The organism is Sporosarcina cyprini (assembly GCF_022048975.1).
GTDB lineage: Bacteria > Bacillota > Bacilli > Bacillales_A > Planococcaceae > Sporosarcina > Sporosarcina cyprini.
Genome location: NZ_JAKMHX010000024.1, coordinates 98,461 through 114,964, shown reverse-complemented (window position 1 = coordinate 114,964; position 16,504 = coordinate 98,461). Strand labels below are relative to the sequence as shown.

The following is a 16,504-nucleotide window of genomic DNA, read 5'->3' as shown; positions in this document are numbered from 1 at the left end:
GAGGCTTCCTGCGTTGTGTCTTCAGCGGCAGATTGTACATCTTACGCATTCGGCGAATCCTCTTGATGTTCACCACAACACCGTACTGTCTGTAGAGTTCATTTTTGAACCTCACATCCCCCAAGTTTCCGCCGTGCGTAACATAGAGGGATAACATCTGATTCAACAAGGGCTTGTCCCGTTCCGCTTGTGTCTCCGTCTTTTCTTCTGACAGTAATTTATAGTAATAAGAACGGCTGAGCTTGGTGATGCTTGTCAGCAGACTGATCGGATATCGGTCCTTGTAGGCTTCAATAAACTCAAAATCCATCTGTGTTGCGTTCACCCCCTTTTCAATTGTAAAAGCTTTTTTAAATAGAGAATCTCTAGTTTCAGCCGTTCGTTCTCTTCCGCCAAATCTTCCTGCTTTATTCTTCCTTTGTTCATCTGTCCGCGGGTATCCCGCAGGGATTCAAACGATTTGGTATCCTGCACAATTTTAGCCCACTCATAGATTCTTCTCCGGTTTGATATGTTGAACCGTTTTGTGAGAGCACTCGCTTTGTGGCCTTCAAAAAACAATTCTACTACCTCTTTTTTCTCTTCAAATGTGTAGTTTCTCTTCTTACCCATAGTAGCAGCACTCCTATCTAACGTAGTTTCAGTATAGTGTGCGCTTTATAGATTGTCTCTTTAGATGGTATTATCTCACCCAGTCAAACCCGCGCAAAGAGTGCCCATACCCGCGCATACAGCCCCCGCACCCGCGCATACCCCACCCGCACCCGCGCATAACGCCCCCAATTCCAGCTATCCACTAAAACAGATTCAATCTATTAAAATAGTTCACTCCACAACCTAAATCTCCCAAAACCCTCCTTCCTCCCCTCCACCAAATGTCCCAAACTACCTCTCTAGTTAAAAAGTTGTCAATCCAACATTATCCATAAAACCTTAGCGCTACCCGAACTTTCCTGTTCCCATTCTTTCGAACGATATTTCAGAAAAATCAACAAAAACGGCACTAGGCGGTATTTTCAATCTATTTTAAATGTGCTATCTTTTGAGAGCACGACCAATTCATGTCAAGGGGGAAATAATATTGGAGAAAGCTAGATTTATGAAGCTGTTCAGTTCATTTCTGGCGTTCGTCCTGGTTCTCTCGCTACTCATGCCGTATGCTGCATCAGCGAATACGGTAGATGAACTGCAGAGTCTGACTGAGTCGACAGAGACAGCAGACAAGGCAGAAGGGGCAGCGAAGAAACCATTTAAAGAGGACGCGTACAGCGAAAGCATTATGCAGCAAAAGTCGGCGATTGCCGAACAGCTGAACCTGCTTGGCGGGGATGCGAAGCTGCATGAACAGCTGCAAAACGTATCGGGACAGCAAGAGGTTCCAGTCATCATTCATTTATCCGAACGATCCGTGGCTCTTGAAAAGGGGATCAAGAAGCTGAAAGGTCAACAACTTTCCAGCACGGAAGCAGCGGCTATTAAGCAAAAAGCACGCACGCAGCAAATTAATGCCAAGAAAGAAATGATGATCAAAGGCATTACGTTCAAAGAAGGATTTTCTTATGACACCGTCCTAAACGGCATGTCAGGCAAAGTAAAAGCTGACGACATTCCGAAATTGCTTGAGGTGACAGGCGTTAAGCTAGTAGAGCCTGACACGACGGTCTATGCATACGAGCTTGGCAAAGCAAATGCCAACTCCAAATTGAACAATCTTAAAAAGCCGGTTCCTGGCGAATCCAAATTGGAAGAGAAGGCAAAACCGGGTCTCGGCAGTCCAATTCCAGGGCAAGTAAGCCCAGCGATGGACACGAGCATTTCATTCCTCGGCATCGAACAGCTTTGGAATGAAGGAATCGAAGGACAAGGCATTAAAGTGGCTGTCCTCGACACGGGAATCGATAAAGATCACCCGGATTTCCAAGGCATTTATAAAGGCGGCAAAAACTTCGTACCACACAACGGCACAGATTATGCACGCCCTCGCGCAGATAACGACGGTTCTGAAACATCACCGGCCGATCGTCCATCACACCGTCCTGAATTCGATTCAGACGGCCGCGCATTCTACACATCCCACGGGACGCACGTTGCAGGAACAATCGCAGCGATCGGCAACAACCCGTACGGCATTAAAGGGATCGCACCGAAAGTTGACCTCTATTCCTACCGCGTTCTTGGCGCATACGGCAGCGGCTCCACTTCCGGCATCATTAAAGCGATCGAAACAGCAGTCATCGAAGAGATGGATGTCATCAACCTTTCACTAGGCGGCGGCTCCAACTCTGAAACAGACGGCGCTTCATTCGCAATCAACAACGCAATGCTAGCAGGCACAATCGCAGTCGTGGCAACAGGTAACTCTGGGCCAAACCGCGGTACAATGGGCACGCCAGCTACTTCACGTCTCGGAATTGCAGTCGGAAATACGACGAATCCGGAAGCTCACTATGACGGGCAAGTGAATATTACAGCAGGCGACTACAGCCTATCGAAAACACTTAACTTAATGGGTACGACATTTGGACAAGACCTTGCAGCACAATTGAACGGCGAATATGAAATCGTCGCAGTTCCTGGCGTAGGTAAGCCAGCGGACTACAACGGGCTTGACGTAAGCGGCAAAGTCGCACTCGTCTCCCGCGGCGAAATTGCATTCGTTGATAAAATCGCAGCAGCGAAAGATAAGGGTGCTGTCGCCGTTATCGTCCACAACTTTGCGGGCGGTTCCAACGCACCGGGTCCATCCGGCACGTTCCTTGGCGATTCATTCGACTTCATTCCGACATTTGATATGTCCCAAACGGACGGCGAAGCAATCCGTACAGCGCTTCAGCAAGCGAATGGAACAATTTCCTTCGGTTCATTCAATGTCACTTTGACAGAAGGGGACGAAGTGAACAACTCCAGTTCCCGCGGACCATCGAGACCGAACTTCGATATTAAACCGGACGTTACGGCTCCAGGAACGAACATTATGTCAACAATCCCGATGTATAAAGCGGATTTCCCGGATGCATCTTATGAAACAGCATTCGACCGCAAAACGGGTACATCGATGGCAACTCCGCACATCGCAGGAATCGCGGCACTCGTCCAACAAGCGAACCCAAGCTGGTCGCCATTCGACGTGAAAGTTGCGCTTTCCAACACAGCGAAAGTGCTTGATACGAAAAAGTATGATGTCTTCGCACAAGGCGCGGGTCGCGTTCAACCATACGCAGCGGCTCATCCGAACATCCTCGCTTATGCGATCGACACAGCGAACAACGACGGACAGATCGTCGAGAACCTAAAAGGGACAGTTACATTCGGCCCGCAAAAACTTGACCAAAACCTATCCGTCACGAAGCAGATCCGCGTAAAAGCGATCAATGGCGGCGGCACGTACAATGCGACAGTCGAAATGACAAAAACATTCGGCGATGCAACGGTTACAGTCGACAAGCCGACATTCACACTGTCCGGCGAGCAATTGCTCAATGTCACATTGACAGCTTCAAAGAGAAACACAACGGCTGGAGATGAAGTGCTCGGCTACATCCATATTACGGGTAACGGAGCTAACATTTCATTGCCATTCGCAGCTGATTTTGGCGGAATTTCTGCTACGGAAATCAGAGATATGAATATTAACGAAACGGATCTTTCCTTCAACGGCGACGGTGTGAAAGACGAAGCGATGCTTACGTTCAAGATCACAGGCGACGTGGGAATGAACTTCATTGAAATCTGGGATATCATGGATCCGGAAGGCGGCGTCTACGGTGACGGCTACATCGGTTACTTGCACGCAGGCCAATCGCTTGGCGCAGGCTCCTACCAGCTTCCGATCAGAGGCCAGTACAGCCCATGGTCCGGCGAACCGCAAACGACAATTCCAGATGGCTTGTACACAATTGACTTTACTGCACAAACAGCATCCGGCAACCCGCCAGTCATCAGTGACTACGTCGGCCCGGTCGTTGTGAAATCCGAAGCAGGCACGATCACTGGCGCTATCGAAGGCACAACAGCGACTGGCCAAATCGATGATGCCTATATCGGATACCAGCAAGAACTTGAAAACTATGGCTTAGGCTATGACATTAACACGAAATTGAAAGCGTCTTACGAAGTGAAAGAAGGGGAAGAAGTCGTAGCATCCGGCCAAGCGAAACTAGCACAGGACGGCGCGTACACATTCGAGCTTCCGGAACTCAACAAGGCGAAACACTCCGTCATCGTGAAATACGAAGACGCAGCTGGCAATAAAGCCCAAGAGATCATCTACAACGCAGGCGACCAAGTGGAAGACGAAGTCGACTACACGGTAAGCTTTGAAGCGGTAGAACTTGAACTTGAAGGTACAGAGCAGCTGACAGTAACAGAAACAATAACAAAAGCGGACGGCACGAAAGAAGAGAAGGACGTAACAGCAGAAGCGGAATTCGTCTCTGCGGATGAATCCATCGCAACTGTCGCAAACGGCCTCGTAACTGCGGTTGCACCAGGTACGACAGAAATCACCGTCACGTACAAGGAATTCACGAAGGCAATCCCTGTCGAAGTGAAAGAGCCTGCACAAGGTGAAGAGAAAGTCACGTACTCCGTGAACAAAATGAGCGTTAAACTCGGCGTGGACCAAACGGAGCAACTCATCGTCACTAAGACGACTGAAAAGCCGGATGGCACAATCGTTGAGGAAGACGTGACAGAAACAGGCAAATATAACGTCGTCAACAACACAATCGCGAAAATCAACAAAGGCCTCATCACAGCAATCAAACCGGGCAAAACAAAAGCACGCGTAATGATTCCTGGCCAAGAGACGATTTTCGTTGATATCGAAGTAACTGCACAAGCGAAAGATATCATCTCGTACTCTGTGAACAAAAAGAACTTGGTCCTAGGCGTCGGCCAGCAGGAGCAACTCTATGTTACACAGAAGACAGTAAAACCAGACGGCACGGTTGTTGAAAAAGACGTCACAAGCCAATTGCGCTATAACGTCGTCGACAACACGTACGCAACTGTTGTGAAGGGCACTGTCACAGCAAAACAAGCAGGATTGACGCAAGTGCGGATCCACAGCATCCCTGAACACGAAGACATCTACGTCTACTTGGAAGTAGTGGAGCTGCCGCAAAACATCGTCACGTATTCTGCGAATAAAACCCACCTGACAATCGGGGAAGGCCAGCAGGAGCAATTGTATGTCACAGAAACAACAGTAACTCCTGATGGTGAAGTGTTTGAACGCGATGTCACGGGCGCAGCTAAATACAGCGTCATCGATAACACGGTTGCGACAGTGAAAAAAGGACTTGTCTCCGCTGCAAAAGCAGGCAAATCTCAAGTCCGCATCGTAATCAATGAAAAAGAAACGCTTTACGTGTACTTGGAAGTAACAAAAGCACCACAAAACAAAGTCTCATACGAACTAAGCCAGACAGAATTAGTCATGGCAGTCGGCGAGCAGCTACAACTGAAAGTAAAAGAAACAACAGTGACACCGGAAGGCAAAACGACAGAGCGTGACGCGACAGTAGACACAACGTTCGAAGTAGTCAATGACGCAATCGCATCTGTCCAAATGGGCCTCGTCACAGCAAAAAAACCAGGCAAAACGCAAGTCCGTATCGTCCTTCCGAGCGGCGAAGCAATCCTCGCTTACTTGGAAGTGACGGGTGCAGCAGCAGCTCCTGACAGCGTCACATATGCTGTGAATCAAGAGCAATTTGCCTTGAACGCAGGCGACACGGCTCAGGTAGCAGTAACAGAAACGACAACGAAAGCAGATGGAACAGCAACTGACCGCGATGTGACAGGCGAAGCGACATTCACAAGCGGTGACGCGAGCATCGCAACAGTCGAAAACGGCACGATCACAGCGATCGGCGCTGGCACGACTACAATTACTGCGACATTCAAAGACTTCACTGCGACAATTGCAGTAGAAGTGGCAGCAGTTCCAGAGGTTCCAACTGATACAGTCGAGTACTCTGTGAATAAAACAGATGTTAACCTTGGCGTGGGCGAACAGGATCGTCTCCTCGTCCTCGAAACGACAACTAAACCTAACGGAGACGTTACAATGCGCAATATCACTGACGAAGCTTCCTTCGAAGTGGCAGACGCAAGCATTGCAGCGATCGACCGCGGAACAGTCGTCGGTCTTGGCATCGGCAACACAACAATTGCAGTGAAATACGCTGAGTTCTTCCAACTCGTGAACGTTTCCGTCGAAGGAGCACCGGTAGTTCAATCACCGGCTCAAAAAATTACGATGGACAGTATCGCTGCAGAACTTGACAATAATAAAAAGAATCCAATCACAATCGACCTCTCTTCAGCAGAAGCAACAGTGGAAGTCGAGATTGATGCTTCTGCATTAGAAGCCATTAAAAAATCGGAGAAAGACCTCATCCTTCAAAAGGATGGAGCGGTCATCACGTTCGAAGATGACGCAGTCGAAGAGCTGCTTAAGCAAACTCGCGGCGACGTTACGATCGTCATCACGAAATCGGACGCAAGCCATATTGATAAAGCAATTTCCGATATGTACTCACTGGAATTCTTCAGTGGTTTCGGAGACAGCAAGCAACTATTGGGTAGCTACAAAGAGGATATTGAAATCATCCTCCCGGTAGATGCATCCAAAATTGTGAGTGAAAACAAAGTTGCGGTCCTAAACGTCATAACAAACAAAACTTCTAATGCGAAGTACAAAAATGGCCAATTCACATTTAAAACCGAAAAAGCCGGAAGCTTCGTAGCAATCAACAAAAAATAATCCTAAAACAGCCTTTCCCTTAAATTGAGGGAAAGGCTGTTTTTCAGTTTAAGAGCCTAGGAATCGTGTATACTATCTATAACACTAGTAGGTCCAGGAGTGAAAGGAAGTGTCTACACATGACCGGTAAAGCCGAACAGCTCATCGAGCAGAAGACAGCCAATAATAACCGTTCCCGATACGGCAGCCAAAAGAAAAAATACAAAACGACGACCAAACCGCAAACCGACTATATCGTGCTAGACTTCGAGACGACCGGTTTCCGGGCAGGCGCCGACCGAATCATCCAAATTGGAGCACTCAAATTCATCAACCACGAGCAAGTCGAATACTTCAATACGTTCATCAATCCAGAGCGCTACATCCCGCCCAACATCACACGACTCACCGGCATCTCGAACGAAATGGTCGAATGGGCCCCGACAATTGAAAATAAAATCGGCGACCTCATCGAATTTATCGACGACCTGCCGATCATCGCGCACAACGCCGCCTTCGACATGAGCTTCCTTTACGCTCTCGACAACCTAGAAGGCATCGAAATCCCGGCCTATACCGTAATCGACACCGTCAAACTTGCGCGCAAAACGATCACGGCCACACCGAATCACAAACTGACAACACTCACAAAATACTTGCAGCTCGAACACGACGCCCACGACGCAATCGGCGACTGTCTCGCAACTGCCGCCATCTACCAATACTGCACCAACGCCAACGACCCTCACACCGCCTGAGGAACCTTCGTTGGTTTTTTATTTACATATAGGAGTAAATACGTCCCCATATTACCCACCCGCGAACCAATTCTCTGTCTCCAACAAGCCAGGCCGCGCATAAACTCCAGCTAGCCGCGCATACCCACCCCGCACCCGCGCATACCTCTTCAAAATCCGAGCATAACCATCCCATACCCGCGCAAACCGAACCAAAAGCCGCGCATAACACGTGTCCACCCGCGCATACTCAACCTCGAAAACTCCACAAACCACTCATTAATAATAGTCCCCTATGAATCAAACCCTAAATGGTCAAATGCATTCCTCGCGACATAGCAGTATCAACAAATTATCCCAAATCCGCGAATTGAATATGAAAACAATAAAACTATTAAAACTTATGGAACGTTCAAATCCAGGATTTGCCCCCGAAATGCCCGTGAAAACTTCGTTTTGCCCCAAAACAGCCCCTGATAATTCGAGCTTCATCCAAACCCTTCCAATCAATATAAACAACTATTAAACTATAAGAGAGGGAGGTGAATCGAATGATATACAAAAAACGGACAATGCCTACTAGATTACAAGCTCTTCTGGCTCTGGAGCGGCGACTTCCCCTTAATCACCCGCTCCAACGGCAAATCGCCCAGCACAAATACGAACGCCAAGCAGGGTACGCCGGAGAACTGGAATACGACAAATACCTAATTGAGTTCAAACCCGACTATTCACACGCCATACTGCATGATGTCACACTGCGACAAGATGGCATTTACTTTCAAATGGACTCAATACTAATTACCCCTGGTGAAGTCATCCTCTCGGAAATCAAGAACATTGCAGGTCGAGTCATTGTCAAACCCAATCCGCTGCAATTCATTAGAGAATCCCCGACAGGCGAGCGAACTACGATGCGAAATCCCGTTACGGAACTGGAACGGAAAACGCAATTGCTGAAAAAATGGATGCTTGAGCGGGGAATCAAAATGCCTGTTCGTTGCTTGGTCGTCTTTGCATACGAAAATGAATTAGTGATAGAAGCCAAATCCCCCGTAGATATTCTATTCACATATGAAGTTCCGATCTACTTAAGGCAGCTCGAAGTCAAACAGCTCATATCCACCCGTCAACTTCACAACATCGCGCAGACGATGAATCAAAACGATTGCCCATTCACCCCAACCCCACTAGTACAAACATACAAGCTAGATTCGAAAGAAATAAAACCTGGTATCCATTGTCCGAAGTGCAATCACACGGGCATGCATTGGATCAAAGAGGCATGGCACTGCCCACAATGTCGCTATCGTAATAGAGCTGAGCATACCGAAGCCATAGTAGATTGGTTCTTATTAATGGACCATAAACTGACGAATCAGCAATTCTGCAATTTTGTTGGTGCGCCCAATCGGCATATTGCTAGAAGAATGCTAGTAAGAAGTGGCGTGCAACTTGTAGGTAAACGTAAAACTGCTTACTATATTCGGAAGGAATAGAGAAGGGGAGAGGAAGAAAAGAGACGAAAGCTACTATAAATGTTCTCCACATATCCTCCAAAGACTCGTTGCGCTCCGTTGCTGGGAGCGTTTTTTAGTATGTCAAAATCATTCAGCGCGAATTAACTAACTCTAATAGAAGAAACTAGCCGCGCATACGGTTCACGCACCCGCGCATACGGGTCCCGCAGCCGCGCATACCCCCTCCGCACCCGCGCATACCAACCCTCCACCCACGCATAAATCCTCCACACCCGCGCATAACCAATCCAAACCCCTCCACCCACAAACCAACCCACAAAAATCCCTCTCCCAAACCCCTTCATATCCTGTATAATCAAACCCAGAGACCATAAAAATCAACCAGAAACAGTAAAACGCTGCACCACACCATACCCAATTCAAACAGAAAGGAGCAACGACATGACCCGCAAACAAACGAACCCCGCCCAAGCGACCGACCCGCGCTTTAAAATCGCGCATAGGGAAGCAATCATCGGCATCGCACTCGCCATCTTCAATTTCATCTGGTGGTTCGGCTTCGCCTACGGACTCGGCTCGCGCCCGCCGGAAGAGTACACCTATATCTGGGGCTTGCCTGACTGGTTCTTCTATAGCTGCGTGCTCGGCTTCATCATCATGTGCATTCTCGTCATCATCATTACGAAATTTGTCCTAAAAGAAGTTCCGCTCGATGCGGATCCAAGCAGCATCGACCAACCAAAGGAGGGGCCGGCAAAACAATGAATATCGAAGTCATCATCCCGCTCGTCATCTTTTTAATCGGGATATTCGCAATCGGCTTCATCGCCTCCAAACAAATGAGCGGGGAGGGGGGCTTCCTGCAGCAATACTTCCTCGGCGGACGGGAACTCGGCGGTTTCGTTCTCGCCATGACGATGGTGGCCACGTACGGAAGTGCCTCCAGTTTCCTCGGGGGACCCGGCACTGCTTACACGGTCGGCTTCGGGTGGATCCTCCTCGCCATGACCCAAGTCGTCACGGGTTATTTCGTCTTGCTTATCCTAGGAAAGAAATTCGCCATCCTCGGCCGCAAATATAACGCCGTCACGATGATCGATTTTCTAAAAGCTCGTTACAACAGCCCGCTCGTCGCCATTCTTTCCGCCATCGCAATCATCGTCTTTCTATTTTCCGCGATGACCGCGCAATGGGTCGGCGGGGGACGGCTCATTGAGTCGCTCACCGGGCTCCAGTACACGACGGCGCTCTTCATTTTTGCGATATCCGTCCTCGTCTATGTGACGATAGGCGGGTTTCGTGCGGTCGCGCTCACCGACGCGGTTCAAGGCGCTATCATGGTCGTCGGCACACTCGTCCTACTCATCGGTGTCATCATCGCGGGTGGCGGCGTCCCGGCAATCATGCAGGATTTACTCAATGAAAACCCGCGTCTCGTCACGCCGTACGGAGCAGACGGAACGCTGACCGCCGCCTACGTCTCCTCTTTCTGGATTCTCGTCGGCGTCGGGGTCGTCGGACTTCCGCAAATGGCCGTCCGCGCCATGAGCTACAAAAGTTCTCGCGCCATGCACCGGGCACTCGTCATCGGCACGATTGTCACCGGCTTTATCATGCTCAATATGCACCTGATTGGCGTCTTCGCACGTCCCATCATGCCGGGCATCGATGTCGGTGACAAGGTCATCCCGCTCGTCGCGCTCGAAGTCCTGCCGCCATGGCTCGCCGGCATTGTCCTGGCAGCTCCGATGGCCGCGATCATGTCCACCGTCGATTCGCTCTTGCTGCTCGTCAGTTCAGCCATCGTCAAGGACGTCTACTTAAACTTCATCAAACCGGAAGCGAGCGAAACAACGGTCAAACGCATGAGCTTCGGCGTCACAGGCATTCTCGGCATCATCGTTTTCCTGCTCGCCCTGCAGCCGCCCGAGCTGCTCATCTTCCTGAACCTGTTCGCCTTCGGAGGACTCGAGGCCGCCTTCATCTGGCCAGTCGTCCTCGGACTGTATTGGAAATATGGCAATAAATACGGCGCCATCTTCAGCATGGTTACCGGCATCGCCGCCTACATCGCCATCCATTTCTACAACACGGCGAACGGCAACCTGCTCGGCGTTCACACCGTCACCTTGCCCGTCCTCCTGTCACTCGCCGCCTATATCATCGGCAGCCTGGCAGTCAAACGGGAGGCGTATCAGTTTTAAATGAAAAGCGGATTCCCTATCACTCGGGGGATCCGCTTTTTAATAATTATTATTCAACCACTAGATTGTCAAAACACCAGCCCGTCCGCACATCTCCCTCCTTCAAATCTCGAAAGCATCTACCAAATCTAGTTTCTCTATTAATCAACCCTAGTTTGTCAAAACCATTCTATGCGAAGGATAAATTCTCCAACAAATCATCCTCCCGCGAGTCCTCACACGCCATCCATTACTGCACCCACGCATACCCGGCCCGTACCCGCGCATACCGTACTCCAACCCGCGCATACCAATCCCACACCCGCGCATACCCGGTTCGCACCCGCGCATACCGATCTGACACCCGCGCATACCAGTCTCATACCCGAGCATAACGCTTCCATACCCGTGCATAAACTCCACCACCACTACTTCACCATCCAACTCACTCCGCAAAACCCATCCCAAAAAAACCAAACCTTCCCACCCCACACCCCATCCTGTATAATCAACCCAAACACCACACGAAAGGCGGCGCGCCCCATGCTCAAAATCTACATGCTCCTCACCACCGTCATGCTCATTTGGGGACTCAACCTACCCCTCGTCAAATACTTGGTCGGCTTCATGGATCCCGTCACCATGACCTCCTTCCGCATTCTGCTCGCGGGCATTACCGTATTCGCCATCCTCACCCCTCTAAAACTAGTACGCAAGCCAACGAAACAAGAATGGCTCTACATACTCGGCGGGGCGCTGCTCAACGTCGTCCTGCACCATTACTTCATGAGCGTCGGCCTGTCCCGCACGTCCGCAACGAACACGGGGCTCATCCTCGGCATGGGGCCAGTGCTGACCGCCATCTTTACCGCACTACTTTTGCGCAACAACCCGTCCAAAATCCAGTGGATCGGTGCCGTAATCGGGTTTGCCGGCATCGGCTCCGTCGTCCTCGCGGGCGGGGAAGGGGTGAGCGGCCTCGCACTCGGGGATGCCTTCATCTTTTTCAGCATCCTCGCCCAAGTGCTTTCCTTTATGATCATCGCGAAAGCGGCAAGGACACTGGATCCCAGGTTGCTCACCGCGTACATGCTCGTCGTTGGCAGCTTCCTGCTTATGCTCATCAGCTACGTTCAGGAGCCCGGACAGATCAAAGCATTTGCCTCGGCACCGCCGCGCTTTTGGATTGCCTTTGCCGCCAGCGGCATGATCGGGACGGCAGTCGGGCACATGCTGTATAACTACTCCGTCGGGAAGGTGGGGCCAGCGAAAGCCGCTATTTTTATGAACTTGAACACCTTGTTTGGGCTCCTCGGATCTGCTATCTTCCTCGGAGAAGTCATCACCGGGCGGCATCTAGTGGGCTTCCTGTTCATTATTATCGGTGTCATCCTCGGCTCCGGCGCGGCGGAAGAATTACGAAAAAGAAAACAAAATCATGAATCTATCACAAAAGAGCCGGGCTAACCCTGGCTTTTTTTACTCTACTAATTCCCCTCAAATCTAGTATAATTACAGAAAAAGAGGAGGCAGACGTATGAAACTACGAATCTCAGCAACCGCACTCGCAGCAACTCTTGCACTTGCAACGCTCACCACTTCTGCGCAAGCCGCGACATTCAAAGATGTTCCGAAAAATCATTATGCATATGAAGCAATCGACGCCCTCTCTGATAAAGGAGTGCTCGGCGGCTATCCCGATGGAAATTACGGCATCAACCAGCCCGTCACCCGTGCCCAAGCGGCTAAAATCATCGCGCTCGCAACCGGCATGAAACCGTCGGCAAACTTCCAGCCGGATTTCCAAGATGTCTCCCCGGCGCACGGCTCCTACCAGCATATCCGGGCGCTAACAGAACGTGGGATTTTCAACAACGGCGAAAACTTCAACCCAAACGCGCCGCTCACCCGCGGACAGATGGCAAAGATCATCTCCCTCGCCTACGACATTATCGTCGATGACAACGATCTGATTTCCTTCCAGGACGTGAATCGGCTGAACGGCTATAAAGGATACATCATTACAATCGCAGAACTCGGGATCACAACGACTGCGGAAGGGGAAGCGTTCAAGCCGAATGACCACGTCACCCGCGCCCAAATGGCTGCCTTCGTCAAGCGCGCTATGGACTTCGACGCCAAGCGCAAATCCGGGGAAATCTATTACGATAAAACGCAGCAGCGCTATGTCGATAAGATCTACTCGACTCCTGAGCCGCCACCAGCCGTCAAAGATGACACATTCGCGGCCGACACCATTAATCTAGTAAACAAAGAACGAGCTTCCCAAAAGCTGACCGCATTGAAAGTAGACAGCGCGCTCAACAAACTCGCCCAGATGAAAGCTGAGGATATGGTGAAGAACAAGTACTTCGCCCACATGTCCCCAACATACGGCTCGGTCGGCACGATGCTTGATACGTACAAATACAGCTGGACTGCCTACGGAGAGAATATCGCGAAAGGCTACACCACTCCGGGTTCAGCAGTCGAAGGGTGGATGAACTCCAAAGGCCACCGCGACAACATCATGCAATCGAAGTTCACTAACATTGGCGCCGGCTTTGCGAAAGACGCAGACGGCACGACATATTGGGTCCATATCTTTTCAGCGAAATAAAACAGGGAAGGGGGCGGCACATGCTGCTTCCTCTCCTTTCACCTTCTCCTCACAGAAAAATTGCTAATTCTACCAAACTATTTTCCTCTAACATGTCTTTAAACCAGCAAAGCGGGTATAATCAATAACAAGGTCTATATGATAAGGAGGAACCGGCGTGAAACAACTGCAAGCCATTCTATTCGCATTCATTGCCATATTACTATTCTCCCCGGCTGCTGAAGCGGCACGGGTCGACGACATCAAATTCTTCGTTGAAAACTATTATTACGGCAAAATCCCGGACAACCTCGACTCGATGAAGACCGTCGATGAAGTGATTGACGCGCTCGACGAATACTCGCGCTACCTCTCGCCGGACGAATACACCTTCTACATGGCGGCAGTAGGGGCGGATGATGTAGCGGCTGTACATCTGGACGAGCCTGCCATTTCTTCTTCCATGCTGTACGGCAATATCGGGTACATTAAAATCCAAACGTTCTCCGCCAAGCTGAATCAGGAGATCATCGACCAATGGCTCGCCCTGAAAAAGCAAGGCGCGACCAAATTAATTCTCGACCTCCGCTATAATGGTGGCGGCTACGTAGATAGCGCCGAAAAATTCCTCGGTCATTTCGAGGGCGTGAAAGACGCGTACTACGTCACAACGCGGGAAGGCAGCCAAATGGTGAAGCCAATCCCATCCAAAGTGAAATTCCCGAAACAGACCTACATTCTTGTCAATAAATACTCGGCTTCCGCTTCAGAAATCGTGGCGGCTTCCGTTATCGACCAGAGCGCAGCAACTGTTGTCGGCGAAAAGACGAAAGGGAAGGGAACCATCCAGACCTTCTTTGAATTCGAGGACGGCAGTGCCTTGAAACTGACAGTCGGTGAGTTCACTGGACCGAAAAAGACGAAGATTCACCAAAAAGGAGTGCAGCCGACGATCGAAACGAAACCTGGCAAAGAGCTGACGACAATCCATGAACGGCTCCTGCATGATCACTTTGCCAGCAAGAAATACAAACCGCTCGATGCACTCGACAAAGTGGCGGCCGCTAAAACGTTCTATCTCCATTTCACGCAGCCGATGAACCTTCGCGCAACTCAGACGTCCAATAAGGTAGAACTCGTGAAAATGGGGGGCGTTGCGGTTCCGGTGAAGACAAGCATGAACAAAAACGGCCAGCTTGAAATAACGCCAGTGAAAAAGATGCAGCGTGGCGGCACTTACATGCTCGTCGTCCATCCCGGTCTGCCAGCCACATCCGGACGGACAACTAAGCAAGGTGTCTATTCACAAATTACGGTGCAATAACGTTTACTATAGGGCGGGTGTGGACCAAACACTTGGTTCAGGCCCGTCCGCTATGCTATAATCATCTACTGTGTAATGTGGAATCCAACAAGCGGTGAATAAGCCGCAAAAGCAGTCCCACAAAGAAAGGAACATACCAATGGATAAGAAAATCTGCGTTGTCGGCCTCGGCTACATCGGCCTACCGACAGCCGTCATGTTCGCCAACAGCGGCGTTCAAGTACATGGTGTCGATATTAACGAAACAGCTGTCAACATGATTGCCAATAAGCAATTACATATAGAAGAGAACGGACTCCAGGAACGTCTCGAGCGTGCAATCGACGAAGGGAAATTCACCGTTTCCACGACGCCGGTCGAAGCCGATGTCTACATCGTCGCCGTCCCGTCTCCGATCAATCCGGACAACACAGCAAACCTAGAATACATCCGCCAGGCAACGGCATCCATCGTGCCATTTGTGAAGCCGGGCGCACTCGTCATCTTGGAATCGACGGTTCCACCAAAAACTGTCGAAAACATTATGCTGCCGGAGCTTCGCAAATCAAACCTGACACTGGGCGAGGACTTATTTGTTTCCCACTCGCCGGAGCGCGTCATCCCAGGCAAGATTTTCGAAGAACTCGTAAACAACGACCGGATCGTCGGCGGTATTACGCCGGAATCTGCGCAAATGACGAAAGATCTTTATAAAACATTCGTCCAAGGAGAAATCCATTTGACAGACGCAACGACTGCGGAACTCGTCAAAGTAATGGAAAACACCTATCGTGACGTCAATATTGCGTTCGCTAATGAACTTGCGAAAATCGCTGAAACAATCGGCGTGGACATTTGGGAAGCAATCCGTTTCGCGAACTTCCATCCGCGTGTAAACATTCACATGCCAGGGCCTGGTGTCGGCGGACACTGTATCGCAGTTGACCCATGGTTCCTCGTAGAGCTGAACCCGGCAGAAGCGCAAATCATCCATAAAGCCCGTCTTACAAACGACGGCATGCCGGAATTTGTTGCAGAAAAAACGAAGGGCTTGCTTGATGATCAAAACATTAAAGACGGCAAAGTCGCTGTACTTGGCCTAGCATTCAAAGGCAACGTCGACGACATGCGCGAAAGCCCGTCGCTTACTGTCATTAAAGAATTGCAAGCTCGCGATATCGATGTGAAGTCTTTTGATCCTCATATCAAAAACGCGAAGCACGCAACACAAAAGGATACACTGGAAGAAGCATTGGCGGACGTCGACTTGATTATCCTGACGACGGATCACGATGAATTCAAACAACTGAACCCGAACCATCTTGTAACGAAAACACCGAAGCCGTTTATTTTGGATACGAAAAACGCACTGGACCGGAACAAATGGGAGCAAGCAGGCTTCCATTACTACAAGCTCGGCGACGGCTCTCCGGCAGGTGTCTTCAGCTAA

Annotated in this window: 11 protein-coding genes; 9 read left to right on the top strand and 2 right to left on the bottom strand. The window is 50.0% G+C overall.

Features of this window, described 5'->3' with window-relative positions; all coding sequences use genetic code 11:
* Both L7D49_RS10250 and L7D49_RS10245 read right to left on the bottom strand, forming a co-directional pair.
* Positions 1-310: IS3 family transposase (locus tag L7D49_RS10250; RefSeq protein WP_238080187.1), on the bottom strand; the 310-nt coding region annotated here is incomplete at its 3' end.
* An 11-nt stretch (positions 311-321) separates the two neighbouring features.
* Positions 322-612 (bottom strand): helix-turn-helix domain-containing protein, encoded by a 291-nt coding sequence (locus tag L7D49_RS10245; protein ID WP_238080188.1) that lies wholly within the window; start codon positions 610-612, stop codon positions 322-324.
* Between the two features lie 469 nt (positions 613-1,081).
* Here L7D49_RS10245 and L7D49_RS20350 point away from each other — a divergent pair, with 469 nt between their 5' ends.
* The 9 genes from L7D49_RS20350 (at position 1,082) to L7D49_RS10200 (ending at position 16,504) form a co-directional block, all read left to right on the top strand.
* A complete protein-coding gene (locus L7D49_RS20350) occupies positions 1,082-6,772 on the top strand; it encodes a S8 family serine peptidase (protein WP_336246385.1) in 5,691 nt (1,896 codons plus the stop codon).
* Between the two features lie 119 nt (positions 6,773-6,891).
* Positions 6,892-7,509: a 3'-5' exonuclease gene (locus L7D49_RS10235; RefSeq protein WP_238080738.1), complete on the top strand. Its 618-nt coding sequence runs from the start codon at positions 6,892-6,894 to the stop codon at positions 7,507-7,509.
* A 530-nt stretch (positions 7,510-8,039) separates the two neighbouring features.
* The gene (locus tag L7D49_RS10230; RefSeq protein WP_238080737.1) at positions 8,040-8,987 is read left to right on the top strand and encodes a nuclease-related domain-containing protein; all 948 of its coding nucleotides are present in this window, start codon (positions 8,040-8,042) and stop codon (positions 8,985-8,987) included.
* A gap of 423 nt (positions 8,988-9,410) precedes the next feature.
* Positions 9,411-9,734: a YhdT family protein gene (locus L7D49_RS10225; protein ID WP_238080736.1), complete on the top strand. Its 324-nt coding sequence runs from the start codon at positions 9,411-9,413 to the stop codon at positions 9,732-9,734.
* The gene (gene panF / locus L7D49_RS10220) at positions 9,731-11,173 is read left to right on the top strand and encodes a sodium/pantothenate symporter (protein WP_238080735.1); all 1,443 of its coding nucleotides are present in this window, start codon (positions 9,731-9,733) and stop codon (positions 11,171-11,173) included. Before L7D49_RS10225 ends, panF begins: the two co-directional genes overlap by 4 nt.
* Positions 11,174-11,695: 522 nt before the next feature.
* A complete protein-coding gene (locus L7D49_RS10215; RefSeq protein ID WP_238080734.1) occupies positions 11,696-12,619 on the top strand; it encodes a DMT family transporter in 924 nt (307 codons plus the stop codon).
* A 70-nt stretch (positions 12,620-12,689) separates the two neighbouring features.
* Positions 12,690-13,772, top strand: a complete 1,083-nt coding sequence (locus L7D49_RS10210; protein ID WP_238080733.1) for a CAP and S-layer homology domain-containing protein — start codon at positions 12,690-12,692, stop codon at positions 13,770-13,772.
* A 157-nt stretch (positions 13,773-13,929) separates the two neighbouring features.
* Positions 13,930-15,075: a S41 family peptidase gene (locus L7D49_RS10205; protein ID WP_238080732.1), complete on the top strand. Its 1,146-nt coding sequence runs from the start codon at positions 13,930-13,932 to the stop codon at positions 15,073-15,075.
* Positions 15,076-15,214: 139 nt separating this feature from the next.
* Complete coding sequence (locus L7D49_RS10200; protein WP_238080731.1) at positions 15,215-16,504, top strand: nucleotide sugar dehydrogenase; 1,290 nt, start codon at positions 15,215-15,217, stop codon at positions 16,502-16,504.

What these genes read in the sequence shown, in the direction of transcription:
- L7D49_RS10210 (WP_238080733.1), top strand. Translation starts at nt 12,690, where the DNA reads ATGAAACTACGAATCTCAGCAACCGCACTCGCAGCAACTCTTGCACTT.
- L7D49_RS10215 (WP_238080734.1), top strand. Translation starts at nt 11,696, where the DNA reads ATGCTCAAAATCTACATGCTCCTCACCACCGTCATGCTCATTTGGGGA.
- L7D49_RS10235 (WP_238080738.1), top strand. Translation starts at nt 6,892, where the DNA reads ATGACCGGTAAAGCCGAACAGCTCATCGAGCAGAAGACAGCCAATAAT.
- L7D49_RS10200 (WP_238080731.1), top strand. Translation starts at nt 15,215, where the DNA reads ATGGATAAGAAAATCTGCGTTGTCGGCCTCGGCTACATCGGCCTACCG.
- panF (WP_238080735.1), top strand. Translation starts at nt 9,731, where the DNA reads ATGAATATCGAAGTCATCATCCCGCTCGTCATCTTTTTAATCGGGATA.
- L7D49_RS10245 (WP_238080188.1), bottom strand. Translation starts at nt 612, where the DNA reads ATGGGTAAGAAGAGAAACTACACATTTGAAGAGAAAAAAGAGGTAGTA.
- L7D49_RS10225 (WP_238080736.1), top strand. Translation starts at nt 9,411, where the DNA reads ATGACCCGCAAACAAACGAACCCCGCCCAAGCGACCGACCCGCGCTTT.
- L7D49_RS10230 (WP_238080737.1), top strand. Translation starts at nt 8,040, where the DNA reads ATGATATACAAAAAACGGACAATGCCTACTAGATTACAAGCTCTTCTG.